Origin of the sequence: Pseudomonas entomophila L48 (assembly GCF_000026105.1) — a bacterium.
GTDB classification, from domain to species: domain Bacteria; phylum Pseudomonadota; class Gammaproteobacteria; order Pseudomonadales; family Pseudomonadaceae; genus Aquipseudomonas; species Aquipseudomonas entomophila.
In genome coordinates, this window is sequence record NC_008027.1 from 1,576,861 (window position 1) to 1,603,102 (window position 26,242).

The following is a 26,242-nucleotide window of genomic DNA, read 5'->3' on the forward strand; positions in this document are numbered from 1 at the left end:
CCTGATGAAAGTTCTGATTACCGGCGCCAATGGCTTCGTCGGTCAAAACCTCATCGCCCACCTGAGCGAGCGCAGCGACGTCAAAGTGTTGCGCTTTACCCGCCAGAATGCCCTGGAAGACCTGCCTTGCCTGGTGGCCGAAGTCGACTTCGTGTTCCACCTGGCGGGCGTCAATCGTCCGCAGAATCCCGAAGAGTTCGAGGTCGGCAATGCCGACCTCACACGCGTGCTGTGTGACGCTATCGCCGACTCGGGGCGCAAGACGCCGGTCATCTACACCTCGTCGACCCAGGCCGAGTCCGACAATCCGTATGGCCGCAGCAAGCTTGGCGCCGAAGAGGCCCTGCTGTCGCTGAAGGCCCAAGGTGTACCGGTTCATGTGCTGCGCCTGCCGAATGTCTTCGGCAAATGGGCGCGCCCGAACTACAACTCGGCCGTTGCGACCTTCTGCCACAACATCATTCGTGGCCTGCCGATTACCATCAATGATCCGAGCGCGCGCCTGAACCTCGTCTACATTGACGATGTGGTGCGCCACTTCATCGAGGTAATGGACGGCAAGCTGCAGGGCGAGGCCGCCGACGAAGTGGCGCCGGTCTACAGCACTACCGTCGGGGAAATGGCCGCGCATCTCGAGGCTTTCCGCGACAGCCGTGCCTCGATGATTACCGAGCCAGTCGGTACCGGGTTGATCCGCGCGCTGTATTCGACCTACCTGAGCTATGTGCCGCCAGAGCGCTTCACCTACGAAGTGCCCAAGCACGGTGACCCGCGTGGCGTGTTCGTGGAAATGCTCAAGACCAAGGATTCCGGCCAGTTTTCCTACTTCACCGCGCATCCCGGCATTACCCGTGGCGGCCATTACCACCACTCGAAAACCGAGAAGTTCCTGGTGATCAAGGGTGAGGCCCGTTTCTGTTTCCGCCATATCACCACCGGCGAATTCTACGAGCTGCGCACCACGGGTGAAAAGCCGGAGATCGTCGAAACCGTGCCAGGCTGGACCCACGACATCACCAACGTCGGCCAGGACGAAATGATCGTCATGCTCTGGGCCAACGAGATCTTCGATCGCGAACGTCCGGATACATACGCCCGCCCCGTGGGCACCGAAGCTTGACTCACTGCTTCAGGAATCTGCTATGAAAAAAATGAAAGTTGTCACCGTGGTGGGTACTCGCCCGGAAATCATCCGTCTGTCGCGGGTAATGGCCGCACTCGATGAGCATTGCGAGCATGTGCTGGTGCACACTGGGCAGAACTATGACTATGAACTGAATGAGATCTTCTTCCAGGACTTGGGTATCCGTAAGCCAGACCACTTCCTGAATGCTGCCGGTGCCACGGGTGCCGAAACCATCGGCAACGTGATCATCGCCGTGGACCGCGTCCTGGCAGAGGTGCAGCCAGAAGCCGTGCTGGTACTGGGCGATACCAACAGCTGCATGGCCGTGCTGCCGGCCAAGCGCCGCAAGATCCCGACGTTCCACATGGAAGCGGGTAATCGTTGCTTCGACATGCGCGTCCCTGAGGAAATCAACCGTCGTATCGTCGACCACACTGCGGACGTGAACCTCACCTACAGCACTATCGCCCGTGACTACCTGCTGCAGGAAGGCCTGCCGGCGGACCGCGTCATCAAGACCGGCAGCCCGATGTTCGAAGTGCTCAACCACTATCGTTCAGGCATCGACCAGTCCGATGTGCTGACCCGCCTGGGGCTCGAGCCCGGCAAGTTCTTCGTCGTCAGCGCGCACCGTGAAGAGAACATCGATTCGGACAAGAACTTCCTCAAGCTGGTGGACGTGCTCAACACGGTGGCCGAGCAGTTCGACATGCCGGTGATCGTTTCCACTCACCCGCGCACGCAGAAGCGCGTGGATGCCATGGGCGTCACTTTCCATCCGAACGTGCGCTTGCTCAAGCCGCTCGGCTTCAAGGACTACAACAAGCTGCAGCTCGATGCCAAGGCGGTACTGTCCGACAGTGGCACGATCAACGAGGAAGCCTCGATCCTGAACTTCCCGGCGCTGAACATCCGTGAAGCCCACGAGCGCCCTGAGGGGATGGAAGAAGCGGCAGCCATGATGGTTGGCCTGGAAGTCGACCGAGTCTTGCAGGGCCTCGCCATTCTCGAAAGCCAGGCACGCGGCGATGAGCGCAGCCTGCGCCTGGTAGCCGACTACAGCATGCCGAACGTATCGGCCAAGGTGGTGCGTATCGTCCACAGCTACACGGACTATGTGAATCGCGTTGTCTGGAAAAGATACTGATTTCGTGGAGCGCCTGACAGAGAAGCCGCTGAAGGTATTGGTGGTCACTCAATACTTCTGGCCCGAAAACATGCGGATCAACGACCTGGTCCGCGATTTCGTCGACAGAGGTCATGAGGTCACCGTGCTGACGGGGGTTCCGAACTACCCCGAAGGTACGGTGTTCGAGGACTACCAACAAGATCCACAACGCTTCGGCGCCTACCAGGGTGCCGAAATCGTTCGCGTGCCCATGCGCGCAAGGGGCAAGGGTAGCCTGCGGCTGGTATTGAACTACGCGACCTTCTTCCTCAGCGCGTCGACCATCGGCGCGTTCAGGTTGCGTGGTCGTCCTGCCGATGCGGTGTTCGTCTACGCCGTTTCGCCGATCATGGCGGCCATTCCGGCCATCGTGATCGGGCGGCTGAAGCGCGCGCCGGTATTTGTCTGGGTGCTCGACCTGTGGCCGGAAACCCTGCGGGCGGTGGGCGTCATCAAGCATCCGCGGGTGCTTGGGCTGGTGGGCAGGGTGGTGTCGTGGATCTACAACCGCACCGACTACCTGTTGATGCAGTCCCATGGATTCTTCGACAACGTCCGGCGCTACTGCACTCGGCCGATCAGCGAGGATCGTCTGGTCTACTTCCCCAGTTGGGCCGAGGATGACTTCTCGGCGGCCAGCGCGCCCAGCACGCTGATCGAGGCGGACACTTCGCAGTTCACCGTGGTCTTTGCCGGCAACCTGGGAGAGGCGCAGGACTTCCCTGCAATTCTTGAAGCGGCCGAGCAGTTGCGTGGCCGCGTGTCCGTGCGCTGGGTGATCGTTGGCGATGGCCGGATGAGCGAATGGCTCGCCGAGCAGGTGCGTGCGCGTGGGTTGGACAATGTCCATCTGCTCGGGCGTCACCCACTGGAGGCCATGCCAGGGTTGTTCGCGATGGCTGATGCCTTGCTCGTGTCGCTCAGGACCAATGACGTGTTCGAGAAGACGATCCCCGGAAAGGTGCAGGCGTACCTGGCCTCGGGCCGGCCTTTGCTGGGCATGATCAACGGTGAGGCCGCACGGGTCATCGACGAGTCTGGCGCGGGACTTAGCTGCAATTCCAGTGACGCGCAGGGCTTGGCGAACATCGTAAGGCTGATGGTTGAGCGCTCGCCTGCGCAGCGCCAGGAAATGGGCGAGGCCGGGCGTCGTTACTACCTGGAACACTATTCGAAATCCCGTTTGATGGATCATCTGGAGTCGCTGATGCGCAAGGCGACTCAACGCAAGGGAACCCAATGATGTCGCATAGAGTGTTGTTGACCGGTTCTACCGGTTTCGTCGGCAAGGCTGTGCTGCAGCGGTTGCTGGACCGAGGTGATACCGTGGTCGCGGCATTGCGCCAGGCTTCTGCGAACTCGGGGGGCAAGGTCGAAGTGTTCCGTTTCACCGAGCTGGATGATGCGTGTGACTGGCAGGGCGGTGTAGCGGGGGTTGATACCGTTATTCACTCCGCTGCACGGGTGCACGTGATGAACGACACCGAGGCGGATCCGCTTGCGGCGTTTCGCCGGGTCAACGTGGCGGGCACGCTCAACCTTGCGCGCCAGGCTGCGGCGGCTGGGGTTCGGCGATTCATCTTCATCAGTTCGATCAAGGTCAATGGCGAGGGTACCCCAAAGGGTCAGCCCTATACCGCCGATGACCGGCCGGCCCCCGCAGACCCCTACGGCGTCTCGAAGCGCGAGGCGGAGGATGGCCTGCGCGAGCTGGCCGCGCAAACGGGCATGGAGGTGGTCATCATCCGCCCGGTGCTGGTCTATGGCCCTGGGGTCAAAGCCAACTTCCTGGCCATGATGCGTTGGTTGGACAAAGGGGTACCGTTGCCGTTCGGTGCCATCGACAACCGTCGCAGCCTGGTCGCCCTGGGGAACCTGGCGGACCTGGTGGTGACCTGCATCGACCACCCGAATGCCGCCAACCAGACGTTCCTGGTCAGTGATGGCGAAGACCTTTCGACTAGCGCGCTGCTGCGGCGCATGGCTCAGGCGCTGGGCCGTCCGGCGCGGTTGTTGCCGGTGCCAGGCGGCCTGTTGGCGCTGGCGGCCAATGCACTGGGCAAGCGCGCGCTGTCCCAGCGCCTGTGCGGCTCGCTGCAGGTGGATATTCAGAAAACCCGGTCGCTGCTGGATTGGACGCCGCCATTGAGTGTCGATGCGGCGTTGACCTTGACGGCCCGTGATTATCAGGAAAAGACAGGAAAATGACTCAAGGGTGGCTGATTCCACTGGTCGTGTTGCTATCCTTCGCCTTGACGGCGTTGTTGCGCCGGTATGCCCTGGCGCGAAGCATCATGGACATTCCCAACGCACGTAGTTCGCATGCCGTGCCTACCCCGCGTGGCGGTGGCGTGGCGATCGTCCTGGCGTTCCTGCTTTCCCTTGGCGCGCTGGGCGCCTTGCAGATGGCAAGCCTCGACACGCTGGTCGCCCTGGGCGGTGCGGGCGGCCTGATCGCGGTGATTGGCTTCATGGATGACCATGGGCACATCGCCGCGCGGTGGCGTTTGCTGGGGCATTTCGCCGCGGCGGCCTGGGCACTGTTCTGGCTGGGCGGGTTCCCGCCGCTGGATGTGTTCGGTGTCCGGATCGAACTGGGCTGGGTTGGGGCGGTGCTGGCGGCGTTCTACCTGGTGTGGCTGCTGAACCTGTACAACTTCATGGATGGCATCGATGGTATCGCCAGCGTCGAAGCCATCTGTGCCTGCCTGGGGGCCTGCCTGCTGTACTGGGTGGGTGGCCATGAACAATTGGCCGTGTTGCCATTGCTGTTGGCCGCTGCGGTCTGCGGCTTCCTTTACTGGAACTTCCCGCCGGCGCGGATCTTCATGGGGGATGCCGGCAGCGGTTTCCTGGGGATCGCGCTGGGTGTCCTGTCCTTGCAGGCGGCGTGGGTGTCCTCGCAGCTGTTTTGGGGTTGGCTGATCCTGTTGGGCGTGTTCATCGTCGATGCGACCTTCACCCTGGGCCGTCGGTTGGCACGGGGCGACAAAGTATACGAAGCGCACCGTAGCCACGCGTACCAGTTCGCCTCGCGCAAGCATGGCAAGCACTTGCCCGTGACGCTGGCCGTCGCGGCGCTGAACGTGTTCTGGTTGTTGCCGTTGGCCTTGTGCGTCATGCTGCTGAAGCTGGACGGCTTGCTGGCGGTGATCATCGCCTATGCGCCATTGCTGGTGCTGGCCGTACGCTACCGAGCTGGCTCGCTGGAATAGTGGGCGATTGTCGTTGATTGATAGGTCCTGCGACTCGTTCAGAGTGCGGTTTCAAATGTGGAGCGGTAAAGGTGTCCGAAGGGCTTATGGATAGAATGCGATCAATTCTGCTGGGGTTGCCACGTCGGCAAAAGCGGCTTCTGCAAGTGGCCACCGATGTGCTGCTGGTATGGGGCGCGTTGTGGCTGGCGTTCGTCGTGCGTCTGGGCGTCGACGAGTTGGCTGGCCCGTTGCGAGAGCATTTCTGGTTGTTCCTGGCGGCCCCGGTCGTGGCAGTACCGTTGTTCATCCGTTTTGGCATGTACAGGGCGGTCATGCGCTATTTCGGTAACGATGCCCTGATCGCGATCATCAAGGCGGTCAGCCTGTCCTCGCTGATTCTGGGTGTCCTGGTCTACTGGTACAGCAATCACCAGAACGTTGTGCCGCGCTCGATCATCTTCAACTACTGGTGGCTGAGCCTTGTCATGGTTGGCGGATTGCGCCTTGCCATGCGTCAGTATTTTCTCGGTGACTGGTTCACGGCGGCCCAGCACATGCCGTTCACCAGCCGTGACAATGGCTTGCCAAAGGTCGCCATCTACGGCGCAGGCTCTGCTGGCAACCAGCTGGTGGCGGCATTGCGCCTGGGCAAGGCGATGCGTCCGGTCGCATTCATCGACGACGATGACAACATCGCCAATCGCGTGATTTCGGGCCTGCAGGTCTACAAGCCCAAGCACCTGCAGCAGATGATCGACCATACCGGCGCCGAGGAAGTGCTCTTGGCGATTCCATCGGTGAGCCGTGGTCGCCGCCGGGAAATTCTTGGTTTCCTCGAGGGCTTCCCTCTGCATGTGCGCAGTGTTCCCGGCTTCATGGACCTGGCCAGCGGCCGGGTCAAGGTCGATGACATTCAGGAAGTCGACATCGCGGACCTGCTGGGGCGTGATGCGGTCCCTGCCCAGGAAGGCCTGCTGCAGCGCTGCAACACTGACTTGGTGGTCATGGTCACGGGGGCGGGCGGTTCGATCGGTTCCGAACTGTGCCGCCAGATCCTGTCGCTCAAGCCGCGTACCTTGCTCCTGTTCGAACACAGCGAGTTCAACCTCTACAGTATTTTGTCCGAGCTCGAGCAGCGTGTGGCGCGCGAGTCCTTGCCGACCCGGGTCCTGCCGATACTCGGCTCGGTGCGAAACCAGTCGCAACTCGTGGACATCATGCGCACCTGGCGTGTGGACACCGTTTATCATGCGGCCGCGTACAAGCATGTGCCGATGGTCGAGCACAACATTGCCGAAGGCGTGCTGAACAATGTCATGGGCACGCTCTACACGGCCCAGGCAGCGCTCCAGGCAGGTGTCGCCAACTTCGTGCTGATCTCCACGGACAAGGCTGTTCGCCCGACCAATGTCATGGGCAGCACCAAGCGCCTCGCGGAGATGACCTTGCAGGCGCTGAGTCGCGAAGTGGCCCCGGTGTTGTTTGGTGACAGCGGCAATGTCTCGCAGGTCAACAAGACGCGCTTCACGATGGTGCGCTTCGGCAATGTGCTGGGGTCGTCGGGGTCCGTCATCCCGTTGTTCCACAAGCAAATCAAGGCTGGTGGCCCGCTCACGGTCACGCACCCGAAGATCACGCGCTATTTCATGACCATTCCCGAAGCGGCCCTGCTGGTCATCCAGGCGGGCTCGATGGGGCAGGGCGGGGATGTGTTCGTGCTCGACATGGGCGAGCCTGTGCGGATTGTCGAGTTGGCGGAAAAGATGATCCATCTCTCCGGGCTGAGTATCCGTTCGGAGCGCAATCCCCATGGCGATATTTCCATCGAGTTCAGCGGCTTGCGCCCAGGCGAGAAGCTCTATGAGGAATTGCTGATCGGTGACAACGTCGCGGCGACGCAGCACCCGATGATCATGCGGGCCAACGAGGACTACCTGTCGTGGGACGTGCTGAAGAACGCTCTTGGTGAACTGCTGGCGGCATTGGCGCTCGACGATTACGCCCGCGTACGTCAATTGCTCAGGGAAATGGTGAGCGGTTACGCACCGGATGGCGAGATCGTCGACTGGATCTATCAGCAGCGCCGATTCGATCCTTGAATCAGGTTGCCCTGGTTTTCGGGAGCCCATGCAGTTGCATCGGCTCCCGTTTTTATTTTTAGGCAATGCCCAGGAAGAATTTTCCTACATCGGAAGTGTTGTCAGTTTAATTTGGTAAACATTGGAGAGTACCCAGGCAGACTTCGAGCCGTTAGTTTTGAGGGGCAACCAAGGAAATGTTGCTCAACGATCTAAAAGGAGTCTTCAATCATGCGCAATACTGTTTTTTCCTACCTATTGTCAGCCCTGTTCGCCAGCCTCTCGCTCACGGCCAATGCCTCTTCCACTCCCTCCGCCCCGACGTCCAATGCGCCGATCACCGTGCCGCACGCCGCTGCCGGGCAGAGCAGCCTGAAAATCGACCTCAATAGCGCCGATGCCCAGGTGCTGCAGAGTCAACTCGATGGTATTGGCCGTGCGAAGGCCGAGGCTATCGTGGCTTATCGCGAAGAAAACGGGCGCTTCACATCCGTGGATGAGTTGCTGGAGGTCAAAGGTATCGGCAGTTCGCTGCTGGAGCGCAATCGCGGCAAGCTGAAGGTGGAGTAACCCAGTCAGCCGATGATCGACTGGCCGTTAGCGGTTCGATCATCGGCTTTGCGTATTCAACGGTCCTGGTTCTCCTTGGCATCCATTTCTGCGTTACGTTCATGGACTTTCTTCAACTGCTCTTCCGTCAAGGGCAGTTTCTTGGCGGTATCTCGAAGCAACATCAGGCCCCCGACGATCGAACCCAGGGCTATGATCAGTATCAACCAGGCATACCAAGGCATTGTATTCTCCCGCGTCGTGAATGGCTAAAGCACCTGCAGGTGCAGGTTTGAGCCAGACCTGAGTGAGTAGGTTCAATTATAGTTAGGCCCGGCCCCCTGGCCAATTCACTCAAGCCATGGCCCCCAAAGCACACCACTTCGTTTACAATGCGCGCCGTTTTCGACTTGCCAAGAGACCTGACCATGTCCGCCTGCCAGACGCCCCTGATCGTCGCCCTGGATTTCCCTACCCGTGACGCCGCCCTGAAGCTGGCCGACCAGCTCGATCCTGCGCTGTGCCGGGTGAAGGTTGGCAAGGAGCTGTTCACCAGTAGCGCATCCGGAATCGTCGAGACTCTCTGCGCCAAGGGTTTTGAAGTGTTCCTCGACCTCAAGTTCCACGATATCCCCAACACCACGGCCATGGCGGTGAAGGCGGCGGCGGAGATGGGCGTGTGGATGGTCAACGTTCACTGCTCCGGCGGCCTGCGCATGATGTCGGCTTGCCGCGAGGAGCTGGCCAAGCGTAGTGGTCCGCAACCGCTGCTGATCGGCGTGACCGTGCTGACCAGCATGGAGCGCGAGGATCTGGCCGGTATTGGCCTGGATGTCGACCCGCAAGTGCAGGTCCTGCGCCTGGCGGCGCTGGCACAGAAGGCTGGCATGGACGGTCTGGTGTGTTCGGCGCTGGAGGCTCCGGCGTTGAAGGCTGCGCATCCTTCGTTGCAACTGGTCACCCCCGGTATTCGCCCGGCAGGCAGTGCCCAGGACGATCAACGGCGTATTCTGACCCCGCGCCAGGCGTTGGATGCCGGCTCCGATTACCTGGTGATCGGTCGTCCGATCAGCCAGGCGGCAGACCCGGCCAAGGCTTTGGCTGCCGTGGTGGCCGAGATCCGCGGCTGACAACGGGCAGGGGCCGCGTTATGCGGCCCATCGCTGTAGGAGCGGCTTCAGCCGCGGTCACCCGCGAAATGGGGCCAGACACCGTGTTGCCTGTATCGCGGCTAAAGCCGCTCCTACAGAGTACGCTGCTCTCTATGCGCCCTCAGACCTTCAGCACCAGCTTGCCGAAATTCTCTCCGCTGAACAGCTTTAGCAGCGTCTCGGGGAAGGTCTCCAGCCCCTCCACCACATCCTCCTTGCTCTTCACTTTGCCGTTGGCCAGCCACCCAGCCATCTCCTGCGCAGCCTTGCCATATTCCTTGACGTAGTCCATGACCACGAAGCCTTCCATGCGTGCACGGTTGACCAGTAGCGACAGGTAGTTTGCCGGCCCCTTCACCGCCTCCTTGTTGTTGTACTGGCTGATGGCGCCGCAGATCACCACCCGGGCCTTGAAATTCAAGCGCGAAAGCACGGCATCCAGAATATCGCCGCCAACGTTGTCGAAATACACGTCCACGCCGCCGGGGCATTCGCGCTTGAGGCCGGCCAGCACGTCTTCGGCCTTGTAGTCGATGACACCGTCAAAGCCCAGCTCATCTTTCAGGTATTGGCACTTCTGCGCCCCCCCGGCAATACCGATCACCCGGCAACCCTTGAGCTTGGCAATCTGCCCGGCAATGCTGCCGACCGCGCCGGCGGCGCCTGAGATTACCACCGTCTCGCCGGCCTTGGGCTGGCCGACATCGAGCAGGGCGAAGTAAGCGGTCATGCCGGTCATGCCAAGCGCGGAGAGATAGCGCGGCAGGGGGGCGAGCCTGGGGTCGATCTTGTACAAGCCTTGCGGGGCGCCCGTGTAGTAGTCCTGCACGCCCAGTGCACCGTTCACATGGTCGCCGACCTTGAATTCCGGATGCCGCGAGGCGATCACCTCGCCGACCCCCAGGGCACGCATCACCTGGCCAAGGGCCACGGGCGCGATATAGGACTTGCCCTCGTTCATCCAGCCACGCATCGCGGGGTCCAGTGACAAGTACAGGTTCTTCACCAGTACCTCGCCCTCGGCGGGTTGCTCGGTGGCGACCTCCTCATAGGTGAAGTCTTCGCGACGCACGGCGCCGACCGGGCGCTTGGCAAGCAGGAAACGGCGGTTGCGGGTGGACATGGCGATATCTCCTGAAATGGGGTAGTCGGGGCAGGATGATCGGCTGCGATCCTATCCTGCGTCACGCAAGATCACCGCGAACGATAGTAGTCCAACCGCAGCCCTGATGATGCTGCCCAGGTGGTCGGCAGGCTGACTAGACTCAGGCTCGAATCCAGTTCCCAGAAGGAGCCAATGATGGGCATGACGTTCTCCGGCCAGGTCGCACTGGTCACTGGCGGTGCGGCGGGCATCGGTCGGGCGACCGCCCAGGCTTTTGCGGCAGAAGGCCTGAAGGTTGTGGTAGCCGATCTCGATGCGGTGGGTGGCGAGGCTACGGTTGCGCAGATTCGCCAGGCGGGCGGTGAGGCGCTGTTCGTGGCCTGTGACGTGACCCACGACAGCGACGTGCGGCAACTGCATGAAAGGATCGTCGCGTCCTATGGTCGGCTTGACTACGCCTTCAACAACGCTGGTATCGAGATCGAGAAAGGCCGGCTGGCCGAAGGCAGCGAGGCGGAGTTCGACGCGATCATGGGGGTCAACGTCAAGGGTGTCTGGTTGTGCATGAAGTACCAGTTGCCCCTGTTGTTGGCCCAAGGCGGTGGGGCGATCGTGAACACCGCGTCAGTGGCGGGGTTGTCGGCGGCGCCGAAGATGAGCATCTATGCGGCCTCCAAGCACGCGGTGATCGGTCTGACCAAGTCGGCAGCTATCGAATACGCCAAGAAAGGCATCAGGGTCAACGCGGTATGCCCGGCGGTCATCGACACCGACATGTTCCGCCGTGCCTATGAAGCAGACCCGCGCAAGGCCGAGTTCGCTGCGGCGATGCACCCGGTCGGGCGCATCGGCAAGGTCGAGGAGATCGCCAGTGCGGTACTTTACCTGTGCAGTGATGGGGCGGCGTTCACTACCGGGCATAGCCTTACGGTCGATGGTGGCGCATTGGCGATCTAGGCGCGTTACCACAGGCTCTCGATCTTGCCCTCGAGGAAGATATCGCGTCGTTTCAGTCGACCAATGTCCTGATGCTTGGCTATTTCGTAGACACGCTGGAAGTCTGCCTCGCGGATCTGCGGGAAGTAACGCTCCACTGCCTGTTTCACCTTGGCGTCATAATCGATTTCGGTAATGAAGCGATAGATGTGCCGGTAGTAGAAGAAACCGAACTGGAATGCCAGGGTCTCGCTGAAGAAGGCTGTCGGGACCGAAAAGCTGTTCTCAAGGTCGATAGCCATGGCAGGCTCGCCGACTTGCTCCGGCAGCATGACATTGGCAGCCCAGAGATCCATGTGGGTGATGCCTTGGGCATGGAGGGCATGCAGCAACTCAAAGGTTGCGTCCAGCAGCTGGTCGACCGCCTGCGGGCGAGCGAGGATCCAGTTGTAGCCATCGAGGTAGCCATCGAGACGGTGGCTGATCAGGAATACATCTTCGATCAATCCCACCTTCGAGCGGCTGTAGCCAAAGCCCACCAGGCCGGGTACGCGCGCGCCGCGCCGGTTGGCCTCACAGGTGTTGACCAGCTCCTCCAGGGTCCAGTCGAACATGCCGTTGCGCTTGCGCATGCCGTGCTGGACGCGCCACTTCTTCTTGAACGAATCAAGCCGCTCGCGCTTGGTGAACAACCGGCTGCTGGCACACTCCAGCGGGGCACTGACTCGTTTGACGTCGGGCGTGAGATCGATCAGACGCTTGAGCGCTTGTCGGGTCAAAGTCGGGAGTTCTTTCTGCAGGTGCAGCGTAGTGCGTTGGTGCTTGAGGGTAATGGGGTAGTCGTTGCTGTGGGGCCAGGAAAAGCGTGTCACTCTGCGTCCTTGCTGCTGTCAAATTGCTATCGTCAATTCCTTGGCATATTACATTTTTTTTACATTTTTCCTACAAATTTTAATATTTCGCTCTTTACGCAGGGACGCAGGCTGCAACAGGTGTCTTGCTACCAGCAGGCAACCAGCTACCAAACCGATGCCGTACAGCATCAGTGCGCGGTCGCTCCCCAGTTGGTCACTCAACATTCCCACAAAAATCACCGGCAAGCTGAAGCCGCAATAGGCCAGCAGGAAGAAACCGGCAGTGGCGCGGGTTTTCTCATTGCCTGCCAGTTGGCATACCCCGGTCAGCCCCCCTAGGTAAATGAAGCCATAGCAGGCACTGCTGGTGGCGATCGCGCCCAGCAGCACAGCAGGCAGGTAGCCGGTGTGTGCGCCCCAGGCTAGGAGGGTGTAACTGCACGGCAGGATCAGCAGCCCCAGCAAGGTTGCCCGCGTGCTGGACAGGCGGCGCGCGATGGGCTGGAACAACAGGCCGCAACTGATCACGCAGAAGGTCGAGAAGCCCGACCAGGTACTTAGCCCATGCTGGCGCAGGATATCCGGCAGGAGGGCGATGACCAGGCCGACGCAAGCCCAGGCCAGGAAAATCGCCATGCCATAGGCCAGGCTCCCTTTGGGGTAGAAAGGCAAGCGCAGCATGGCGCCGCGTTGGGCCGGGCGTGGGTCGGGCAGACGCCAGGCCAGTAGCAGAGCGAGGGCGGCAAGTGCCAATTGCAGGTGGAAGCTGCCTGGGGTGAGTGTAGGGCCGCGCAGCAGAAACAGGCTGGTCAGCGCCGCACCCAGGCCAAAACCCAGGGAAGTGCTGGCGGTGACCCAGTTGGCTGCGCGGCTGCTGTGCTGTGGCGCCATCAATTCCCCCATGTAGGCGGTGGCCGTGGCCGAGGCCAGGCCGGTACCCAGTCCCAGGAACAGGCGTGCCACGCCCAGCGCTTCCAGGCTGGGCATCAGCAGCATGATCAGGGTGGCGATCATCGACAGTGCCAAGGCCACGAGAATCAGTGGGCGGCGCCCGACCCGGTCGGCGAGGCCGCCGAGTGCCAGCAGTACCGGCAGCACGCCGAGCACATAGCCGGAGAAGGCCACGGCAGTGGCGGCTGCGCCTCGCCCGGACAGGTCGGCGTAGGCGATGTAGAGGGGCGCCTGCAGGTTCACCGCCAGGGTGATCAGGCACAGGGCGAAGGCCAGCAAGGCCGGGGCATGACGAGTGGGCATCGCAGGCATCCGTATGGGCGGGAGTGTCCGGTGCAGCTTCGAGGTTGTGGCATGTCATCGACAAGGCACACGCCCGGCGCATTTGTGATTAACTGTTTGCCTGAAAATAGCGAACACTTGCCATGCGCCTCGAACTCGACCGTCTTCACCCCACGCCTTTGGTCCAGCAACTGACCGAGCAATTGCAGGCTTGGGTCGAACAGCAGCGCCTGCGTCCCGGGGCGCGGTTGCCCTCGATTCGGGCCCTGGCACGGGATCACGCGGTGAGCGCCTCCTGTGTGATCGAGGCGTACGATCGCCTGGTCGCAAGCGGCTGGTTGGAGGCGCGTCACGGAACCGGCTTCTTCGTGGCTGAGCGCAAGGCTGGTTTGCAGGGCGATGCCGGCATGGCTTGGGGGGAGGGCATCGATGGCCGCTGGCGGCAGTTCCGTGAGGGCCACGACGATTTGCTCAAGCTCGGTTGCGGCTGGCTGCCGGTGGCGTGGCGCGCCGAAGCCGAGTTGGCCCAGGCCGTGCGTCAGGTGAGCCGTGGCGCGCCGGAGGCCTTGTTCGACTATTGCCCGCCATTGGGCCTTGCCAGCCTGCGCCTGCAGTTGCACAAAGGGTTGGCGAAGCTGGACATTGCGGCGGCGCCGGAACGCATCCTGACCACTCAAGGGGTCAGCCACGCCCTTGACCTGTTGGTGCGTACGCTGCTGGCACCTGGTGATACCGTGCTGGTGGAGCGGCCGGGCTACTACAACCTGTACAACCTGCTGCGTCTTCACCAGGTCAAAATGCTTGAGGTGCCACGCACGGCAGCCGGGCCCGACCTGGCGGTGCTCGAGCGTTTGATGACCGAGCACCGGCCACGTTGCCTGTTCACCAACAGCCTGTATCAGAACCCTACGGGTTCCAGCCTGACGCCGAAAGTGGCGTATCGATTGCTGGAGCTGGCGCGGGAACATGATGTGCGGATCATCGAGGACGATCTCTACGCCGACTTCCAGGAGGGCGCGGCGACGCGCCTGGCAACCCTCGACAGCGAGCAGCGGGTCATCTACCTGGGCAGTTTTTCCAAGACCCTCAGCAGTTCGCTGCGGGTTGGCTACCTGGTGGCTGAAGAGGCACTGGTGGCTCGCCTGGCCGAACTGAAAATGGTCAGTGGTATCGGTACCTCGCGCTTCGCCGAGCAGGTGGTCGGGCAGATGCTTGCCAATGGCAGCTACCGCAAGAGTGTGCAGCGTCTGCGCGTGCGCCTCGGGCAGCACATGGCGAAGGCGCTCGGGCAACTGGAGGTCTGTGGTTGGGAGGTGTTCTGCGAGCCTTACGGCGGCATGTTCGTCTGGGCTCGCTCGCCCGGACGCGATTTCGCCGAGCTGGAGCAACTGGCGCTGGAGCAGGGCGTGCTGTTGACGCCAGGCAGCGCCTTCGATCCGCAAGGGCGTGCAAGCGAGTGGCTACGGATCAATGTCGCCTATGGGCAGGACGTCCGCGCCCAGACCTTCTTCCAGCACGCCGGGCGACCTTCAGCAATCTGAAAACGACACGTTCATAGCTATTTGACACCATTGCGTCGTTCAGCTCTTGTGAGGGCGTCGATGCCATTGTCACTCTTGCCGTTCGGAACAGTCCGGCAATGCGAGGGGTAACGGTGATGGTGGCGACCCGGCACGGTGTACTGGCCAACCTGGGCATGGCCCGCAAGCTTGGCCTGGGGTTCGCGTTGGTCTTGCTGCTGACGCTGGTGGTGGCGGTGATCGGCGTGTATGCGCTGACCAGTATCGGTCAGCGCTTCGACGGGCTTCGGCAGATGGCGCAGTTCAACGCCGAGCTGTCGAGGCTGCGCCAGCACGAGCAAGCGTTCGCCTTGCGTTCGGACATCAAGGAGGCCGAGGCCTTGCGCGGCGGGCTGAAAAGCCTGCTGGAGCGAGCCCAGGGCGTGCCAGCACTGGCGTCTGCGCAAGCAGACCTGTCTGCCTACGGCCAAGTGTTCGATCAGTTCGTCCAGGTGGTGCAGGCCAAGGAACTGGCGCTGGACATGGCCAGTTGGTCGGTGTCCAGCGTGGCCAACAACCTCGATGTGTTGCAGGCGGGCCTGGCCGATGACGGCGCCTACACCCTTAAGCAATCTCAAGGCCAGCAAGGTACTGAGTTTCTTGAGCAGGCGGGGCAGGTGGCCCAGGTATCGCGGCTGATGCTGCAGGCGATGGATGAGGCCCGGGTACGCCTGGACCAGAGCCGCAAGGGCGTCGAGTCTGGCCAGGGGCGCATCGCCCAGACCGTGGAAGCGGCAGGCTTGGTCGAACAGCTCAAGGGGGCGGTCGGCGATGCGGGTTACCAGAGTGTACTCGGCGAAGTGGCCGGGCATATCGCCAGCTTTTCCGAGAAGCTCAACGAGTACACCGACCTGTTGAGCCAGGAGCAGGGCATCAAGGCTCAGTTGCAAGCCAGGGCCGAGCAGGCCACGGCGCAGGTCGACCAGGCGTACGCGGCTCAGGAGCAGGCGATGCAGGGCGAGCTGGCGCGCAACGTGGTGGCCATCGCTGCCGCCACCGCCCTGGCATTGCTGGTTGGAGTGCTGGCTGCCTGGTTGATTACCCGTGCCGTGGTCGCGCCGCTCAAGCGGGTGATCGCCCGGGCCAGGCGCATTGCCTCAGGTGAGCTGGGCATCGAAGCGGAGACGCCGCGCAAGGATGAAGTGGGGCAACTGTTGCAGGCCATGCAGCAAATGGCCGAAGGCTTGTCGGGCGTGGTGAGTGGTTTGCAGCAGGGAATCGAGCAACTGGCCGGTAGCGCCCAGGCATTGTCGGCGGTCACCGAGCAGACCAACCGCGAGGTGGGCAGCCAGAAGGACGAAACCGAGCAGGTGGCCACCGCCATGCAGCAGATGACCGCCACGGTGCACGATGTGGCGCGCAATGCCGAGCAGGCGGCGCAAGCCGCGCAAGCCGCCGATGACAAGGTCGGCTCGGGGCAGCAAGTGGTGCGCCAGAGCATGCAGCGTATCGAGCAGTTGGCCGCGGCGGCTGAAACGGCCAGCAACGGCATCGACAGCCTCAGTGCCGAGATCCACACCATCGGTAATGTTCTGGAGGTGATCAAGAGTGTCGCTGAACAGACCAACCTGCTGGCGTTGAACGCCGCCATCGAGGCGGCGAGGGCGGGTGAGCAGGGCCGCGGTTTCGCCGTGGTGGCCGACGAAGTGCGGGCGTTGGCCCGGCGCACGCAGCAATCCACCGAGGAGATCGAGCGCCTGGTCGCCAGCCTGCGCGGCAACGCCCAGCAGTCGGTGGCGCAGATTCGTGGCAGCACCGAGCTGGTGCGCCTGGCGGTGGCCGATACGCTGCAGACCGAGAGTGCCCTTGGCAGCATCGCTGCGGCGGTGTCGCTGATCCAGCAGATGAACCAGCAGATCGCCGCAGCGGCCGAGCAGCAGAGTTCGGTGGCCGAGGAGATCAGCCGTAGTGTCACGCAGATTCGCGGGAGTGCCGATCAGGCGGCGTTGGCCATGGAGGATAACGCCCGGTCCAGTGTCGAACTGGCCCGGCTGGGGGATGACCTGAAGGGGATGGTGGGGCATTTTCGCTTGTGAAACGTTGCAAGGCCCGGTTCGCCGGCAAGCCGGCTCCTACAGATGTTCGGTAGGCGCTGGCTTGCCGGCGAACGGCTGTTTCAATCCTTGCGCGGGCTCAGGATCAGCAGGGTCAACACCCCCGCCACGATCCCCCAGAACGCCGAGCCGATCGAGAACAGGGTGAAGCCCGACGCCGTCACCATGAACGTGATCAGCGCCGCCTCGCGTTCACGGGCCTCGCCCATGGCCACGCTCAGGCCGTTCATGATCGAGCCGAACAGCGCCAGGGCGGCAATCGACAGCACCAGCTCCTTGGGCAGCGCGCCGAACAGCGCCGCCAGGGTGGCGCCAAAGGTGCCGGCCACGCCATAGAAGATTCCACACCAGACCGCTGCGGTATAGCGCTTGGCCGGGTCTTCATGGGCATGCGGGCCGGTGCAGATCGCCGCGCTGATCGCTGCCAGGTTTATGCCGTGAGAGCCGAACGGTGCCAGCAGCAACGAGGCGAAGCCGGTGGCCGAGATCAGCGGCGAGGCGGGTACCTGGTAGCCATCGGCGCGCAGTACCGCGACGCCGGGCATGTTCTGCGAGGTCATGGCCACGACGAACAGCGGGATGCCGATGCTGATGGTCGCCGCCAGCGAGAAGCTCGGGGTAGTCCACACCGGCGTGGCGATCTCCAGTTGGAAACCGCTGAAGTCCAGCAACCCCAGGACACCGGACAGCGCCGTGCCGACCAGCAGCGCGGCGAGTACGCAATAGCGTGGCGACAGGCGTTTGACCAGCAGGTAACTGAAGAACATGCCCAGCACCAGCAGGGTGCGGTGCTGCGCGGCGACGAAGATCTCGCTGCCGATCTTGAACAGGATGCCGGCCAGCAATGCCGAGGCCAGCGAGGCGGGGATGCGCCTGACCAGGCGTTCGAAGCTGCCGGTCAGCCCACAGATCAGCACCAGCACGGCGCAGGTGATGTAGGCACCGATCGCCTCGCTGTAGCTGACCCCGCCCAGGCTGGTGATCAGCAGCGCCGCGCCAGGTGTCGACCAGGCCACCGTGATGGGTGTGCGATAGCGCAGCGACAGGCCGATACTGCACGCCGCCATGCCGATCGACAGTGCCCAGATCCACGATGAGATCTGCGCGCTGGTGAGCCCCGCCGCCTGGCCGGCCTGGAACATCAGCACCAGCGAGCTGGTATAGCCGGTGAGCATGGCGATGAAGCCGGCGACCACCGCCGACGGAGAGCTGTCCGCCAGCGGCCGCAGGCGCGCGGAGGTGGCATCGGTCATGGGGTAATTCCTTGTACAGGTGTAAGCATTTTTTGCAGGCTACCGCGTCATGGGGCGTTTCTTGCCATACAGCAGCCATTGCATTTAACCGTACAGTCGCCAACTATTGGCCTCGGATAGGCAACTGCGTGAAAGGGGAGGGGCGATGTACAAGGTGTATGGGGATTACCAGTCGGGCAACTGCTACAAGGTCAAGCTGATGCTCAGCCTGCTTGGCCGCCCGTATGAATGGCATTCGGTGGATATTCTCAAGGGTGAGACCGAGACCCCCGAGTTCCTGGCCATGAACCCCAACGGCAAGGTGCCGGTGCTGCAGCTGGAAGATGGCACCTGCCTGTGGGAGTCCAACGCGATTCTCAACTTCCTGGCCGACGGCAGCGAGTTCCTGCCCAGCGAACCGCGCCTGCGTACCCAAGTGCTGCAGTGGCAGTTCTTCGAGCAGTACAGCCATGAACCCTACATTGCCGTGGCGCGTTTCATCCAGTTCTACCTGGGGCTGCCGGACGAGCGCATCGAGGAGTATCGCAAGTTGCACAAGGGCGGGTACAAGGCCCTCAAGGTGATGGAGCGGCAGTTGCAGATGACGCCATACCTGGTCGGGGACCAGTATTCGATTGCCGATGTGGCTTTATATGCCTACACCCATGTGGCCCATCAGGGCGGGTTCGACCTGGCCGATTTCCCGGCGGTGAGAGCCTGGCTGGAGCGGGTGGCGAGCCATCCGCGGCATGTGCCTTTGGTGGATTGAGCACGGGCCCTGTTCGCCGGCAAGCCGGCTCCTACGAGTACCAGTAGGAGCCGGCTTGCCGGCGAACAGCGCTGTCAGATCGCGGCGAAGCGTTTGTCCAGGTAGGCGATGATGTCCTTGGATTCGTACATCCAGGTGACCTTGTCGCCTTCCTCGATGCGCAGGCACGGCACCTTCACCCGGCCACCGCCTTCGAGCAGCGCCTGGCGGTGCTGCGGGTCGTTCTTCGCATCACGCAGCGCCACCGGCACATTGAGGCGGTGCAGGGTGCGGCGGGTCTTGACGCAGAACGGGCAGGCATGGAACTGGTACAGCGCGAGGCCTTTGGCCTCCTGCTCGACACCGGCCTGGGCCGTGGCATCGCGCTTTTTCTTGGCCGGGCGGCTGATCCAGTCAGCGAACACGATGAGCTGGCCGAGGCCGACCCGCAGGGCTTTGACGATCATGGGCAACTCCTGAAAAGAAAAAGCCGACCCAAATGGGTCGGCTCCGGATCACAGGCCGATCACTTGATCAGGCTGAGGAACTCGCTGCGGGTGGAGGCGTTCTCGCGGAACTCGCCGAGCATCACCGAGGTGAGCATGGTCGAGTTCTGCTTCTCGACGCCGCGCATCATCATGCACATGTGCTTGGCTTCGATGACCACGGCCACGCCCGCGGCGCCGGTCACCTGCTGGACGGCCTCGGCGATCTGGCGGCTGAGGTTTTCCTGGATCTGCAGGCGACGGGCGAACATGTCGACGATCCGCGCAACCTTCGACAGGCCGAGCACCTTGCCCTGGGGCAGGTAGGCGACATGGGCCTTGCCGATGAACGGCAGCATGTGGTGTTCGCACATCGAGTACAGCTCGATGTCCCGGACCAGCACCATTTCGCTGTTGTCGGAGCTGAACAGCGCACCGTTGGTCACTTCTTCCAGGGTCTGCTCATAACCGCGGCAAAGGTATTTCATGGCCTTCGCAGCCCGTTTCGGCGTGTCGAGCAGGCCTTCGCGGGAGACGTCCTCGCCCAGCTGGCTGAGGATCTCGGTGTAGTTCTGTTCCAGGGACATGGATCTACCTGTGGAAAATTTCGCAAAGACGAAGGGTACGGCGCCAAGCACGGCGCTGCAAGCGCGATGTCATTCGTCGCGGCCTTCGAGCATGGTTCGCTTGAGCATGACGTACAGCGCGCCGGTGCCGCCGTGGCGGGCCTGGCAGGAGGCAAAGCCGAGCACCTGCGGGTGTTGGCGCAGCCAGGTGTTGACGTGGCTCTTGATCATCGGGCGCTTGCCATCGATGCGCGCGGCCTTGCCGTGGGTCACGCGCACGCAGCGCACTTCGAGCTTGGTGGCTTCGGCGATGAAGTCCCACAGGGTTTCGCGCGCTTTCTCGACGCTCATGCCGTGCAGGTCGAGGCTGCCCTCGAAGGCGATCTGGCCGAGTTTGAGCTTGCGGATCTGGCTTTCCTGCACGCCGTCGCGGCGCCACATCAGTTCGTCTTCGGCGCCGACGTCAATCACGAACTGGTCGGACAGGCCGTCGACGACCAATGGCTGGTCGCTACGGATGGTCGCCGCTTGGCGCAGGCCGGCCAGCTGCTTGCGGTCGGCCTTGGGTTTGCCGACTTCGGCGCGATCGTGCTGGATCGGCTTGACCCCGCGCACTTCGCTGCGGAAGAGGGAAAAATCGTCGTCTTGCATGGTGCCTCCACGTGGGCGGCGTAGTTTACGCGACTGGGCGTCGGAGTGAAGCCTTGGGTTGTGCCTGTGAGGCCGGCGCTCATCGAACTCAGCACAACCTGTAGGAGCGGCTTTAGCCGCGATCACCCGCAGAGCGGGTGAATAGACACCGCGGTGCCTGCATCGCCGCTGAAGCCGCTCCTACAGAGGGCCTTGATGTTCAACAGGTCAGTCGTGTTTCTTCATCAGGTGTGGCGCCAGGTTCAGCCCGTGCCCACGGCGCAGGCGAATGCGGTTGCGGCGCCAGCCGCGTACACCGAAGTACAGCAGCAGGATACCGACCACCGCGAGTGTCGCCGCCAGCGGCTGGTTGGCGTTGAGTTCGGCGAGGGCGGGGTAGCTGCCCAGCAGGCCGGCGACGCCGGCCATGGTGAGAAGGATGCCCAGCGTCGCGAGCAGTACCGAGAAGGCGGCGCCCAGGCGCGCGCCCCAGTTGCTCGGTTCGCGCTGGCGCAGGCGCTTGGCATCGAAACGGCCTTTGAGCTTCATTCGAAGTCCTCTGGATCTTTGTAACGCTGATCCGGATTTCGACCTGCGGGCTGTCCTTGGGTTCCGCCCGTCCGCCGGACGGTCTCGGTCAGACCAGGCTGGCGGTGGGGGCGACGCAGGCGAAGTTGTCGGCCATCACGGCCATTTCGCACTGGTGGATCTGCGCGGCGGAGATCACCGTATCCTTGAGGGCAAGGTCACGGGTCGCCGAGGCATCTTCCACCAGGGTGCAGCGATAACCATAGTCCTTGGCGCGGCGCACGGTGGTGCTGACGCTCGAGTGGCTCATGAAGCCGCAGACGATCAGGTCCAGCGGGCCGAACGCCTGCAGCGTTTCGTGCAGCTTGGTGTTCTTGAACGCGTTGGGCATGCGCTTTTCAATGACGACTTCGCCCTCCAGCGGCTCCAGGCCGGGGATGAACTCACCCCCTGGGCCCTGCGGGTCGAAGCGACCGCCGACGGTACCGAGGTGGCGGACGTGGATGATCGGACGGTTGGCCTTGCGGGCGGCGTCGAGCAACCTGACGATGTTCGCCACGGCCTCGTCCATGCCCGACAGCGCCAGCGGACCGCTCAGGTACTCCTTTTGCGCATCGATGACGATCAGGCTGGCTTGGCCCAGCTTGGCCGGCGGGTAGTCGCGGCCAGTGAGGCGGAACATCGTGGTTGGAACGGAGGACATCAAGGGCTCCTTGGATAGGGCTTTTGTATACCTATTCTCCCTCGCCTTGGCGTCAATGTGAATGGTTGACATTGCAGGCGGCATGGTTACTGGCCTGGGGCTATTCATTCGGCCATCGGAGAAAACAAATGTGTGGTGTGGGCTGTTAGACTTTTGTCCTGTCTGAAAAGGAGTACCCCGTGATCACATCCCGCCTGCGCACCCTGCGCGACCATATCCGCTGGGCGGTCAGCCGCTTCCATGAGCACGAGCTGTTCTTCGGCCACGGCGCCGACAATGCCTGGGACGAGGCCCGGCTGCTGGTGCTCGGTTCGGTACACCTGCCGTGGGAGGTGGCCGACAGTTACCTGGACTGCCAGCTGGAGGACGATGAACGGGTACGCCTGCAGCACCTGCTCAAGCGCCGCATCGAAGAGCGCGTGCCTACCGCCTACCTGCTGGGCGAGGCGTGGTTCTGCGGCATGTCGTTCATCGTCGATGAGCGCGTGCTGGTGCCTCGCTCACCCATTGGCGAGTTGATCGAAAAGCGTTTCGAGCCTTGGCTGGCGACGGAACCGGCACGCATTCTCGACCTGTGCACCGGTTCCGGTTGCATCGGCATCGTCGCTGCGGATGTGTTCCAGGACGCCGAGGTGGTGCTGGCCGACCTGTCCTTCGCTGCGTTGGAAGTGGCCAACCAGAACATCGAGCGCCATGGCCTGGAGCAGCGGGTCTATACCGTGCAGGGGGATGGCTTCGGCGGGCTGCCGGGGCAGCGCTTCGACTTGATCCTGTCCAACCCGCCGTATGTCGACGCCGAGGATTTCGATGACATGCCGGCCGAGTACCACCACGAGCCCGAGTTGGGCCTGGCCTGCGGCAACGATGGCCTGGACCTGGTGCGGCGGATGCTGGCCGAAGCGGCCGATCACCTGACCGAGAAGGGCTTGCTGATCGTCGAGGTGGGCAACAGCCAGGTGCATGTCGAGGCGCTGTACCCGGAAGTGGACTTCGCCTGGCTCGAGTTCGAGCGCGGTGGCCACGGGGTGTTCATGCTGACCGCCGAGCAGTGCCGCAAGCACCAGGATCTGTTCAAGTCGCGGGTGTGATTTGAATGGGGCTGCCTTGCAGCCCTTTCGCCGACAAGCCGGCTCCTACGCGGTATTTTCTGTAGGAGCCGGCTTGCCGGCGAACAATCAGCGGGTGGCGATCCAGATCAACAGCCCCGCCTGGAACACCGCGAAGGCCACCAGGCAGGTGATGGTGAAGCGCAAGCCGCTGTCCTCGCGACGGTACTTGGACACGCGCTCGTCACGCTCACGCAGCTGGGCTTCCTTCTCCATCAGGTTCTGCTCGGCCTGCTGCAGCATGCCGGCCGCCTCGATGATATCGACGCGCTGGACCTTCTCGGTGTTCCAGCCACCCTTGAGCTGGCCCACCGCGGTTTCCACCACGCGCCCCTTGAGCAACTGGCCATCGGCGTATTCCACGGCCAGGCCGACGCTGGCCAGCACGTGGTCGCGGCGCAGGCGAGTGTCCTCGTTGAGTGCATCCTTGTTCGGCAGGTTCATGCCTTCGACCCGGTAGTGCGAGCAACGTTGTTGCAACCATTGCACCGCCTGGGCCAGCAGGAAGCGACCGAGACCGCGGTTCAGCGGTTCGAGTTGCAGGCCACTGTCGCTGCCGATGCGCACCAGGCGCTGTTCGTGGTCGACGCGGATGTCCAGCTGGTTCTGTTCCTTGCGCACTTTCTGCCCGGGCAGGCGGATTTCCATGCGCAGCAGGCTGTGGGCCTTGTCGTGGCGCTCGGCGTAGCCGAACTGGACGAAGCGCAGCGGCCGCGCGCCGCTGTTGCGGTCGGTCGGCAGCGGCGCCAGGCGCAGCAGCTGGAAGTGTTCGGCGGCAAGCTCCGCCCAGGGCTGGGGGGCGCTGTCCGGGGCTTGTTCTTCTGTCGCCTCGGCGGCGGGGGCATCGGTCATCAGGGCAATCCTCAAGTGCACGGCGGCCGGGTGTTCAGCGGGCCTCGGCGCCGTGATCACGACCTTCATAGCTGCATTATCGGCAGCCTGGCCAAAGACCTGAGTATTGTCGGTGATCGCCCCTTCAGCTCGATGGCAACTGGTGGATGAAGGCGACGATCCGTTCACCCAGCTCGCGCGCCAAGGGCAGTTCCGGGTTGAGGTAGCTGTCGCGTTGCTGGCGGATATCTCGGGGGCTGATGCGCAGCACATGGTTCATGCCGTCGATCAGCGCCAGCTCGGCGTCGGGCTTGGCGGCCTTGAGACGTTCGGCGTCGGCCACCTCGACTTGCACGTCGTTGCGCCCCTGGACGATCAACGCGGGCACCTTGAGGTGGGCAAAGGCTGCCGCCGGGTCCTGGCGCAGCAGCGAGATCAGGTACGGCTGCACGCTGGGGCGGAATACCTGGCGCAGGGGCGCCGGCACGTCCAGGCTGGTCTGCCCGGCCTGCAACCTGTCGATCAGCGCCACGGCGGCGTTCAGTTGCGCAGGGGGCAGGCGTTGGGCCAGTTGCTCACGCAGCACCTGCGCCACCGGGCGGCCACTGCCGGCCAGGGTGATCACCGCGCTGGCGCCGGCCTGTTCGGCGGCCAGGCTGGCGATCAGTGCGCCTTCGCTGTGGCCGACCAGGATCAACGGGCCAAAGCGTGGGTCATGGCGCAATGCCTGGCCCCAGGCGACGACGTCGGCCACGTAGCGTTCGACGCTGAGGTCGCGCTCGTCGGGCGTGGCCGGTTGGCTGGCGGCCACGCCGCGCTTGTCGTAGCGCACGCTGGCGATGTGCTCGCCGGCCAGCAGCAGGGCCAGGCGCTTGAGGTTGTCGATGCGCCCGGAGGCGGGGTTGTTGCCATCGCGATCGGTGGGGCCGGAGCCGGCGATGATCAGTACCACCGGAGGCGGGGTGTCCTGTTGCGGCAACAGCAGGCTGCCGTGCAGCACCCCCTGGCCGGTGTCCAGGTCGATGGGGCGTTGCAGCACGGTGGGGGTGGCCTGGACGAGGCCAGCGCAGAACAGCAGGAGGAGGGCGGCGAGGCGCGACTTCATCAACGGGTACTATCTGGGGAGGTCTGGTTTCGACCTTGGGGTTTGTGGAAGGTTCGCTGCCCCATTCGCCGGCAAAGCCGGCTCCTACAGTGACAGCGCTGATCTTGAGGTCAGCACGGACCACCATTACCGTGGTGTTTTCCGTATACTGGCCGCTTTCGTTCACTTCAGGCTGATCTCGCGGAGCGTCCATGTCCGGCAATACCTACGGCAAGCTGTTCACTGTCACCACCGCTGGCGAAAGCCATGGGCCGGCGTTGGTCGCCATTGTCGATGGGTGCCCGCCGGGCCTCGAGATCTCGCTCGCCGACCTGCAGCACGACCTCGACCGGCGCAAGCCCGGCACCAGCCGGCATACCACTCAACGCCAGGAACCGGACGAGGTGGAGATCCTCTCCGGCGTCTTCGAAGGCCGTACCACCGGCTGCTCAATCGGCCTGCTGATCCGCAACACCGACCAGAAGTCCAAGGACTACTCGGCGATCAAGGACTTGTTCCGCCCGGCCCACGCCGACTACACCTACCACCACAAGTACGGCCTGCGCGACTACCGCGGCGGTGGCCGCAGCTCGGCGCGCGAGACCGCCATGCGCGTGGCCGCCGGCGCTATCGCCAAGAAGTTTCTCGCCACCCAGGGTATCCGTGTGCGCGGCTACATGAGCCAGCTCGGCCCCATCGAGATCCCGTTCAAGACCTGGGATTCGGTGGAGCAGAACGCCTTCTTCAGCCCGGACCCGGACAAGGTGCCGGAGCTGGAGGCGTACATGGACCAACTGCGCCGTGACCAGGATTCGGTGGGTGCGAAGATCACCGTGGTCGCCGAAGGCGTGATGCCGGGCCTGGGCGAGCCGATTTTCGACCGCCTCGACGCCGAGCTCGCCCACGCGCTGATGAGCATCAACGCGGTCAAGGGCGTGGAGATCGGCGCCGGTTTCGCCAGTGTCGCCCAGCGTGGCACCGAGCACCGTGACGAGCTGACCCCCGAAGGCTTCCTCAGCAACAACGCCGGCGGCATTCTCGGCGGCATCTCCTCGGGCCAGCCGATCGTCGCCCACCTGGCGCTCAAGCCTACTTCGAGCATCACCACGCCCGGTCGTTCGATCGATGTCGATGGCAATCCGGTCGAGGTAATCACCAAGGGCCGTCACGACCCTTGCGTCGGCATCCGCGCCACGCCGATCGCCGAAGCGATGATGGCCATCGTGCTGATGGATCACCTGTTGCGTCATCGCGCACAGAATGCCGAGGTGAAGGTGGGTACCCCAGTTTTGGGGCAGCTCTGATATCAGGGTGAGCCC

26 protein-coding genes and 1 pseudogene are annotated in these 26,242 nt (G+C 63.1%); 15 read left to right on the top strand and 12 right to left on the bottom strand.

Features of this window, described 5'->3' with window-relative positions; translation table 11 throughout:
• Positions 1-4: 4 nt before the first annotated feature.
• From wbjC to PSEEN_RS07000, 7 genes are all read left to right on the top strand, one after another.
• Positions 5-1,120, top strand: coding sequence for a UDP-2-acetamido-2,6-beta-L-arabino-hexul-4-ose reductase (gene wbjC, locus PSEEN_RS06970; protein WP_011532784.1), 1,116 nt, complete (start codon positions 5-7; stop codon positions 1,118-1,120).
• Between the two features lie 22 nt (positions 1,121-1,142).
• A complete protein-coding gene (gene wecB / locus PSEEN_RS06975) occupies positions 1,143-2,273 on the top strand; it encodes a non-hydrolyzing UDP-N-acetylglucosamine 2-epimerase (RefSeq protein ID WP_011532785.1) in 1,131 nt (376 codons plus the stop codon).
• A gap of 13 nt (positions 2,274-2,286) precedes the next feature.
• On the top strand, positions 2,287-3,537 hold the full coding sequence (locus tag PSEEN_RS06980) for a glycosyltransferase family 4 protein (protein ID WP_044488691.1): 1,251 nt from the start codon (positions 2,287-2,289) through the stop codon (positions 3,535-3,537).
• A complete protein-coding gene (locus PSEEN_RS06985) occupies positions 3,537-4,502 on the top strand; it encodes a UDP-glucose 4-epimerase family protein (protein ID WP_011532787.1) in 966 nt (321 codons plus the stop codon). The genes PSEEN_RS06980 and PSEEN_RS06985 overlap by 1 nt, the downstream gene beginning before the upstream one ends.
• Positions 4,499-5,509 (top strand): MraY family glycosyltransferase, encoded by a 1,011-nt coding sequence (locus PSEEN_RS06990; RefSeq protein ID WP_011532788.1) that lies wholly within the window; start codon positions 4,499-4,501, stop codon positions 5,507-5,509. The genes PSEEN_RS06985 and PSEEN_RS06990 overlap by 4 nt, the downstream gene beginning before the upstream one ends.
• An 86-nt stretch (positions 5,510-5,595) precedes the next feature.
• Complete coding sequence (locus PSEEN_RS06995; RefSeq protein ID WP_011532789.1) at positions 5,596-7,590, top strand: polysaccharide biosynthesis protein; 1,995 nt, start codon at positions 5,596-5,598, stop codon at positions 7,588-7,590.
• A 210-nt stretch (positions 7,591-7,800) separates the two neighbouring features.
• Positions 7,801-8,139, top strand: a complete 339-nt coding sequence (locus PSEEN_RS07000; protein WP_011532790.1) for a ComEA family DNA-binding protein — start codon at positions 7,801-7,803, stop codon at positions 8,137-8,139.
• Positions 8,140-8,195: 56 nt separating this feature from the next.
• Here PSEEN_RS07000 and PSEEN_RS25990 read toward each other — a convergent pair whose 3' ends face one another.
• Positions 8,196-8,363, bottom strand: coding sequence for a DUF2897 family protein (locus PSEEN_RS25990; RefSeq protein ID WP_011532791.1), 168 nt, complete (start codon positions 8,361-8,363; stop codon positions 8,196-8,198).
• A 183-nt stretch (positions 8,364-8,546) separates the two neighbouring features.
• Here PSEEN_RS25990 and pyrF point away from each other — a divergent pair, with 183 nt between their 5' ends.
• Positions 8,547-9,248 (top strand): orotidine-5'-phosphate decarboxylase, encoded by a 702-nt coding sequence (gene pyrF / locus PSEEN_RS07005; RefSeq protein ID WP_011532792.1) that lies wholly within the window; start codon positions 8,547-8,549, stop codon positions 9,246-9,248.
• A 142-nt stretch (positions 9,249-9,390) separates the two neighbouring features.
• Here the strand turns inward: pyrF and PSEEN_RS07010 are convergent, their stop codons facing one another.
• Complete coding sequence (locus tag PSEEN_RS07010; protein ID WP_011532793.1) at positions 9,391-10,392, bottom strand: NADP-dependent oxidoreductase; 1,002 nt, start codon at positions 10,390-10,392, stop codon at positions 9,391-9,393.
• Between the two features lie 177 nt (positions 10,393-10,569).
• Between PSEEN_RS07010 and PSEEN_RS07015 the strand changes: the two genes are divergently transcribed.
• The gene (locus PSEEN_RS07015; RefSeq protein ID WP_011532794.1) at positions 10,570-11,331 is read left to right on the top strand and encodes an SDR family oxidoreductase; all 762 of its coding nucleotides are present in this window, start codon (positions 10,570-10,572) and stop codon (positions 11,329-11,331) included.
• Between the two features lie 5 nt (positions 11,332-11,336).
• On the opposite strand, the gene PSEEN_RS07020 is transcribed toward PSEEN_RS07015, so the two are convergent.
• Together PSEEN_RS07020 and PSEEN_RS07025 are read right to left on the bottom strand one after the other, a co-directional pair.
• Positions 11,337-12,182 (bottom strand): lipopolysaccharide kinase InaA family protein, encoded by an 846-nt coding sequence (locus tag PSEEN_RS07020; protein WP_011532795.1) that lies wholly within the window; start codon positions 12,180-12,182, stop codon positions 11,337-11,339.
• 48 nt (positions 12,183-12,230) lie between these two features.
• Positions 12,231-13,418, bottom strand: coding sequence for an MFS transporter (locus PSEEN_RS07025; RefSeq protein ID WP_011532796.1), 1,188 nt, complete (start codon positions 13,416-13,418; stop codon positions 12,231-12,233).
• Between the two features lie 122 nt (positions 13,419-13,540).
• On the opposite strand from PSEEN_RS07025, the gene PSEEN_RS07030 reads away from it, so the two are divergent.
• The 3 genes and pseudogenes from PSEEN_RS07030 to PSEEN_RS27255 all read left to right on the top strand — a co-directional run bounded on the left by PSEEN_RS07030 (position 13,541) and on the right by PSEEN_RS27255 (position 16,992).
• The gene (locus tag PSEEN_RS07030) at positions 13,541-14,938 is read left to right on the top strand and encodes an aminotransferase-like domain-containing protein (protein WP_011532797.1); all 1,398 of its coding nucleotides are present in this window, start codon (positions 13,541-13,543) and stop codon (positions 14,936-14,938) included.
• 968 nt (positions 14,939-15,906) lie between these two features.
• A pseudogene (locus tag PSEEN_RS27250) lies at positions 15,907-16,134 on the top strand (HAMP domain-containing protein); the annotation flags it as partial.
• A complete protein-coding gene (locus PSEEN_RS27255; RefSeq protein ID WP_420806623.1) occupies positions 16,129-16,992 on the top strand; it encodes a methyl-accepting chemotaxis protein in 864 nt (287 codons plus the stop codon). The pseudogene PSEEN_RS27250 and the gene PSEEN_RS27255, both read left to right, overlap by 6 nt.
• Positions 16,993-17,072: 80 nt before the next feature.
• Here PSEEN_RS27255 and PSEEN_RS07040 read toward each other — a convergent pair whose 3' ends face one another.
• Positions 17,073-18,263, bottom strand: coding sequence for a benzoate/H(+) symporter BenE family transporter (locus PSEEN_RS07040; RefSeq protein ID WP_011532799.1), 1,191 nt, complete (start codon positions 18,261-18,263; stop codon positions 17,073-17,075).
• 145 nt (positions 18,264-18,408) lie between these two features.
• Between PSEEN_RS07040 and PSEEN_RS07045 the strand changes: the two genes are divergently transcribed.
• Positions 18,409-19,011: a glutathione S-transferase family protein gene (locus PSEEN_RS07045; RefSeq protein WP_011532800.1), complete on the top strand. Its 603-nt coding sequence runs from the start codon at positions 18,409-18,411 to the stop codon at positions 19,009-19,011.
• Between the two features lie 74 nt (positions 19,012-19,085).
• Here PSEEN_RS07045 and PSEEN_RS07050 read toward each other — a convergent pair whose 3' ends face one another.
• The 5 genes from PSEEN_RS07050 to PSEEN_RS07070 form a co-directional block, all read right to left on the bottom strand.
• Positions 19,086-19,457 carry a glutaredoxin family protein gene (locus tag PSEEN_RS07050; RefSeq protein ID WP_011532801.1) on the bottom strand — a complete coding sequence of 124 codons (372 nt, stop codon included), beginning with the start codon at positions 19,455-19,457 and terminating at the stop codon, positions 19,086-19,088.
• A gap of 59 nt (positions 19,458-19,516) precedes the next feature.
• Positions 19,517-20,062, bottom strand: coding sequence for a GTP cyclohydrolase I FolE (folE, locus tag PSEEN_RS07055; protein WP_011532802.1), 546 nt, complete (start codon positions 20,060-20,062; stop codon positions 19,517-19,519).
• A gap of 69 nt (positions 20,063-20,131) precedes the next feature.
• Positions 20,132-20,692, bottom strand: coding sequence for a Smr/MutS family protein (locus PSEEN_RS07060; protein WP_011532803.1), 561 nt, complete (start codon positions 20,690-20,692; stop codon positions 20,132-20,134).
• A 207-nt stretch (positions 20,693-20,899) separates the two neighbouring features.
• Positions 20,900-21,220 carry a hypothetical protein gene (locus PSEEN_RS07065; RefSeq protein WP_011532804.1) on the bottom strand — a complete coding sequence of 107 codons (321 nt, stop codon included), beginning with the start codon at positions 21,218-21,220 and terminating at the stop codon, positions 20,900-20,902.
• Positions 21,221-21,308: 88 nt separating this feature from the next.
• Positions 21,309-21,902 (bottom strand): cysteine hydrolase family protein, encoded by a 594-nt coding sequence (locus PSEEN_RS07070; protein ID WP_011532805.1) that lies wholly within the window; start codon positions 21,900-21,902, stop codon positions 21,309-21,311.
• 179 nt (positions 21,903-22,081) lie between these two features.
• On the opposite strand from PSEEN_RS07070, the gene prmB reads away from it, so the two are divergent.
• Positions 22,082-22,990 carry a 50S ribosomal protein L3 N(5)-glutamine methyltransferase gene (prmB, locus tag PSEEN_RS07075; protein ID WP_011532806.1) on the top strand — a complete coding sequence of 303 codons (909 nt, stop codon included), beginning with the start codon at positions 22,082-22,084 and terminating at the stop codon, positions 22,988-22,990.
• A gap of 87 nt (positions 22,991-23,077) precedes the next feature.
• Here the strand turns inward: prmB and PSEEN_RS07080 are convergent, their stop codons facing one another.
• Both PSEEN_RS07080 and PSEEN_RS07085 read right to left on the bottom strand, forming a co-directional pair.
• Positions 23,078-23,860 carry a hypothetical protein gene (locus PSEEN_RS07080; protein ID WP_011532807.1) on the bottom strand — a complete coding sequence of 261 codons (783 nt, stop codon included), beginning with the start codon at positions 23,858-23,860 and terminating at the stop codon, positions 23,078-23,080.
• 124 nt (positions 23,861-23,984) lie between these two features.
• Positions 23,985-24,944 (bottom strand): alpha/beta hydrolase, encoded by a 960-nt coding sequence (locus tag PSEEN_RS07085; protein WP_011532808.1) that lies wholly within the window; start codon positions 24,942-24,944, stop codon positions 23,985-23,987.
• Positions 24,945-25,135: 191 nt separating this feature from the next.
• Between PSEEN_RS07085 and aroC the strand changes: the two genes are divergently transcribed.
• Positions 25,136-26,227 (top strand): chorismate synthase, encoded by a 1,092-nt coding sequence (gene aroC, locus PSEEN_RS07090; protein ID WP_011532809.1) that lies wholly within the window; start codon positions 25,136-25,138, stop codon positions 26,225-26,227.
• Positions 26,228-26,242: the final 15 nt, after the last annotated feature.

Coding starts and splice junctions, on each gene's coding strand:
- folE (WP_011532802.1), bottom strand. CDS start 20,062: ATGTCCCTGGAACAGAACTACACCGAGATCCTCAGCCAGCTGGGCGAG.
- PSEEN_RS06995 (WP_011532789.1), top strand. CDS start 5,596: ATGGATAGAATGCGATCAATTCTGCTGGGGTTGCCACGTCGGCAAAAG.
- PSEEN_RS07000 (WP_011532790.1), top strand. CDS start 7,801: ATGCGCAATACTGTTTTTTCCTACCTATTGTCAGCCCTGTTCGCCAGC.
- PSEEN_RS07080 (WP_011532807.1), bottom strand. CDS start 23,860: ATGACCGATGCCCCCGCCGCCGAGGCGACAGAAGAACAAGCCCCGGAC.
- PSEEN_RS07060 (WP_011532803.1), bottom strand. CDS start 20,692: ATGCAAGACGACGATTTTTCCCTCTTCCGCAGCGAAGTGCGCGGGGTC.
- wecB (WP_011532785.1), top strand. CDS start 1,143: ATGAAAAAAATGAAAGTTGTCACCGTGGTGGGTACTCGCCCGGAAATC.
- PSEEN_RS07015 (WP_011532794.1), top strand. CDS start 10,570: ATGGGCATGACGTTCTCCGGCCAGGTCGCACTGGTCACTGGCGGTGCG.
- PSEEN_RS27255 (WP_420806623.1), top strand. CDS start 16,129: ATGGCCGAAGGCTTGTCGGGCGTGGTGAGTGGTTTGCAGCAGGGAATC.
- PSEEN_RS07070 (WP_011532805.1), bottom strand. CDS start 21,902: ATGTCCTCCGTTCCAACCACGATGTTCCGCCTCACTGGCCGCGACTAC.
- PSEEN_RS07065 (WP_011532804.1), bottom strand. CDS start 21,220: ATGAAGCTCAAAGGCCGTTTCGATGCCAAGCGCCTGCGCCAGCGCGAA.
- PSEEN_RS07050 (WP_011532801.1), bottom strand. CDS start 19,457: ATGATCGTCAAAGCCCTGCGGGTCGGCCTCGGCCAGCTCATCGTGTTC.
- wbjC (WP_011532784.1), top strand. CDS start 5: ATGAAAGTTCTGATTACCGGCGCCAATGGCTTCGTCGGTCAAAACCTC.
- PSEEN_RS06990 (WP_011532788.1), top strand. CDS start 4,499: ATGACTCAAGGGTGGCTGATTCCACTGGTCGTGTTGCTATCCTTCGCC.
- PSEEN_RS06985 (WP_011532787.1), top strand. CDS start 3,537: ATGTCGCATAGAGTGTTGTTGACCGGTTCTACCGGTTTCGTCGGCAAG.
- PSEEN_RS07045 (WP_011532800.1), top strand. CDS start 18,409: ATGTACAAGGTGTATGGGGATTACCAGTCGGGCAACTGCTACAAGGTC.
- PSEEN_RS07030 (WP_011532797.1), top strand. CDS start 13,541: ATGCGCCTCGAACTCGACCGTCTTCACCCCACGCCTTTGGTCCAGCAA.
- PSEEN_RS07085 (WP_011532808.1), bottom strand. CDS start 24,944: ATGAAGTCGCGCCTCGCCGCCCTCCTCCTGCTGTTCTGCGCTGGCCTC.
- PSEEN_RS25990 (WP_011532791.1), bottom strand. CDS start 8,363: ATGCCTTGGTATGCCTGGTTGATACTGATCATAGCCCTGGGTTCGATC.
- PSEEN_RS07025 (WP_011532796.1), bottom strand. CDS start 13,418: ATGCCCACTCGTCATGCCCCGGCCTTGCTGGCCTTCGCCCTGTGCCTG.
- PSEEN_RS07010 (WP_011532793.1), bottom strand. CDS start 10,392: ATGTCCACCCGCAACCGCCGTTTCCTGCTTGCCAAGCGCCCGGTCGGC.
- pyrF (WP_011532792.1), top strand. CDS start 8,547: ATGTCCGCCTGCCAGACGCCCCTGATCGTCGCCCTGGATTTCCCTACC.
- aroC (WP_011532809.1), top strand. CDS start 25,136: ATGTCCGGCAATACCTACGGCAAGCTGTTCACTGTCACCACCGCTGGC.
- PSEEN_RS07040 (WP_011532799.1), bottom strand. CDS start 18,263: ATGACCGATGCCACCTCCGCGCGCCTGCGGCCGCTGGCGGACAGCTCT.